The sequence below is a fragment of the bacterium genome (genome assembly GCA_012517375.1).
Lineage (GTDB): Bacteria > Hydrothermota > Tepidihabitantia > B3-TA06 > B3-TA06 > JAAYVC01.
On the sequence record JAAYVC010000008.1, the window covers coordinates 1 to 3197 of the forward strand.

General features: G+C 47.0%; 4 protein-coding genes and 1 tRNA gene. All 5 read left to right on the forward strand.

Annotated features, from left to right (window positions below):
- Positions 1-560: DUF3108 domain-containing protein (locus GX441_01010; GenBank protein ID NLI97224.1), on the forward strand; the 560-nt coding region annotated here is incomplete at its 5' end.
- Positions 561-680: 120 nt separating this feature from the next.
- Entirely contained in the window at positions 681-1727 is a 1047-nt protein-coding gene (locus tag GX441_01015; GenBank protein ID NLI97225.1) for a mannose-1-phosphate guanylyltransferase, read from the forward strand.
- An 11-nt stretch (positions 1728-1738) separates the two neighbouring features.
- Entirely contained in the window at positions 1739-2137 is a 399-nt protein-coding gene (locus GX441_01020) for an SPOR domain-containing protein (protein ID NLI97226.1), read from the forward strand.
- Entirely contained in the window at positions 2127-2723 is a 597-nt protein-coding gene (rdgB, locus tag GX441_01025; protein NLI97227.1) for an RdgB/HAM1 family non-canonical purine NTP pyrophosphatase, read from the forward strand. The genes GX441_01020 and rdgB overlap by 11 nt, the downstream gene beginning before the upstream one ends.
- Before the next feature lie 136 nt (positions 2724-2859).
- A tRNA-Pro gene (locus tag GX441_01030) sits at positions 2860-2935 on the forward strand.
- Positions 2936-3197 lie beyond the last annotated feature (262 nt).

Sequence of the window (3197 nt, forward strand, 5' to 3'; positions counted from 1 at the left end):
CCTGCTACCGATTTAGGTCCGTACTGAATTCGCTTCCCAATCTTGACTGGCTCGTGACGATTAACGACACGCTGTATTCATATGTGACGAAGGATTCCTTCAAGACCCTTTATTTCGAGAAGCGCATGCACGAAAAGAACTACGACACCTTGATCAAAGTCCGCTACGACTGGGAAAATGGTCTTATAAGATATCAGGATGGTTCAACTTATCCCCTTGAATCAGGGACGTTGGATATAGTTTCGATTTATTACTTTTTCAGACTCAATCCGCTGAAGTTGGGTGAGGAGCGTACCGTTATCCTCCACGCGGACAGGAAAACGGACAAGGCGCAGGTCAAGGCGGTGAGCGAGGTTCAGGTTCGTTCGAGCGCATCCAAGGATGGCAGCTTTGTATGCACTAAACTTGTGCCCGAGGTTTCAGGAAAGGGCAACTTCGGTTCCGGCGGTACTTTGATTTTCTATCTTACTAAAGATGAGAATCTTATGCCGGCGCTGATCAAGACGGTGATGACTGTAGGCTCGATCACGGCAAGACTTAAGTGGACATGGCGAGAATGATAAGCCCAAAAATTTGCGATGCAAATCTCCCGCCAGACCAATCATTATGCGCCAGGTCAGGAAGACTGCATAAGACTTGTATCAAGGGAATGCGTCTAAGTTTAATCTGGGGTTGCATGTATGACTAAGAAAAGCCCTGAGATTTACGCAGTGCTTCTTGTCGGCGGCAAAGGAGAACGTTTTTGGCCCTTAAGCACCCCTGAACGGCCTAAACAGTTTTTGAAGATATTTTCAAATAAAACAATGATCCAGGAGACGGTGGAAAGAATTCTGCCTCTCGTTCCTAGTGAAAGGATTCTCTTCGTACTCCCTCCACATCTTACAAGACCTTTAAAGAATGACTTGAAGTGGGTAAAAACTGAAAACCTGATAGTCGAACCCGAAGGACGCAACACCGCGCCAGCAATCGCGCTCGCTGCAAGGAGATTGAGGAATAAACCCGATGCCGTGATGGTCGTTCTGCCGGCTGACCATTTGATAACTCCAGCAAAAACTTATTTAAGTGACCTGAAAAAAGCGGTAGAACTTGCCGAAAAACGTTATCTTGTGACATTCGGCATCCCGCCAGCTCGACCTGAAACCGGTTACGGTTACATTGAGGTTGATAGAAGAAACCCTCTCGGCAATTCTGGTTTCAGGGTGAAGAAGTTTCACGAGAAGCCGGATGAGATTAAAGCCAAAAACTACATGAAATCGGGCAAACACTTCTGGAATTCAGGGATGTTCGTATGGAAGGTTGGCGAAATAATAAAAGCTTTCAAGTTTCATTCTTCAAAAACTTACAATGCTCTTCTGAGTTCCGGAAACCGCAAGTTAACAAAAGAATCTTATGCCAAATCGGAAGCAACATCAGTAGACTACGCCATTATGGAGAAGGCCTCGAACGTTGCCGTCATCACCGCAAGATTCCGTTGGGATGACGTTGGCTCATGGGCTGCAGTAGAACGACACCTCAAAAAAGGGGTTGACAAAAACACAAGTGTCGGTAAACTTATATCATTGGACAGCGCAGATTGTATAGTAGTTGCGGCCCAGGGCGAGGTAGCCCTACTGGGTGTCAGCAATCTTGTAATTGTAAAAACGCACGATACGGTACTCGTATGTGCAAAAGAGAGAGCGGCTGACATCAAGAAGCTTCTTGAACGGCATGCTCCTCGAAAACCCTAGGAGGTGCATAAATGAAACGTTTGATTGCACTGGCTCTGGTATTTGTTGCAGTCCTTGCATGCACACCGAGAAAGACCACAAAAGTGGTCTCGCCCGGAAGCGATTATTCGCTATATGATATGGAAAAACAGGGCACTACGACGACAACAATAACGCCTTCCGGAAACAAGGTTCCCGGATACAGGGTACAGCTTTTTGCCTCAAGCACCAACGACGGCGCCGAGAAGATAGCCAGTGAAGCGCGTTTCAAGTTCACCGAGCAGGTCTACGTTGAATACGATCCGCCTTACTACAAGGTTCGCGTGGGCGACTACAAGAACCGTTCAGACGCAGAAATACTTCGCGAGAAGGCCAAAAATCTCGGATACTTGGACGCGTGGATAGTTCAAACGGAGGTTAATGCACAGTAAACTGCTGGTCGCAACATCGAACCAGGGTAAACTAAAAGAGTTTAAAAGCATACTTGGCGGGATAATAGAAGTAGTAAGTCCCGCCGAGCTTTTTTTTAGAGATATAGATGTTAAAGAAGGGTCTGATTATTTAGAAAACGCAAGGAAAAAGGCGGAAACATACAGAAGTCAGTTCCCTGGCCTGATATGCGGTGAGGATTCAGGGCTGGAAATCGATGCGCTTGACGGAAAACCCGGACCACTTTCTGCAAGATACGGAGGTGAAGAACTTCCGCATAAGGATAAGTGTAGTCTAATACTTAAAGAGTTAGGTAACTTACCCATTTACGATAGAACTGCACGTTTCAGGGCAACCCTAGCATTACTGGAAGGTGATGGGGGCGGTTTTGTGGCTTTTGAAGGAGTTCTTGAAGGCTGGATTGCTTTCGAATACAAAGGAAATGAAGGCTTCGGTTATGACCCGATTTTCATACCTCAGGGATTTTCAAGGACTAATGCGGAACTGGGAATGCAGATAAAGAACCGCATCAGTCACCGGGCAAAGGCGATAAGAAAGCTTGCAGAGTATCTGAAAAAGACACATTGACTCCCTGGCAAGGACGGCTATAATTCAAGTCTACAAGAAGTGATTAATTGAATGATTATCTTCTCTCCAGTTCAGCTTTGCTGAACTGGTACAAAGAGTGCCCGCTAGCACGACCGCAGTAGTGATCGCAATCACGCGGGGAGTAGCGTAGCCCGGTTCAACGCGCCTGGTTTGGGACCAGGAGATCGGAGGTTCGAATCCTCTCTCCCCGACTTAACGCCCCAAAAGAATGCTTCGCATTCTTTCGGGACCCGTCAAATTACGGCGAACTGGAGGAGAGCAAGCTCCTGGAGAGGACGGGCAATTCCTTGGGGACCAATAGGGAAATTGAGAACCGGCATGCACAGGTTCTCTCCTTATCTCACTGCGGACTTTTACGCAAGGCTCTTACCCCATAAAATTGCTTCGCATTTTTATGGGGACCCTGCCAGAGGTAAGGAGGTCTTTCTAGTCGGTGGATTTGATCATTACGAG

Excerpts from the sequence above, each read along its gene's own strand:
- GX441_01015 (NLI97225.1), top strand. The coding sequence starts at position 681 with ATGACTAAGAAAAGCCCTGAGATTTACGCAGTGCTTCTTGTCGGCGGC.
- GX441_01020 (NLI97226.1), top strand. The coding sequence starts at position 1,739 with ATGAAACGTTTGATTGCACTGGCTCTGGTATTTGTTGCAGTCCTTGCA.
- rdgB (NLI97227.1), top strand. The coding sequence starts at position 2,127 with ATGCACAGTAAACTGCTGGTCGCAACATCGAACCAGGGTAAACTAAAA.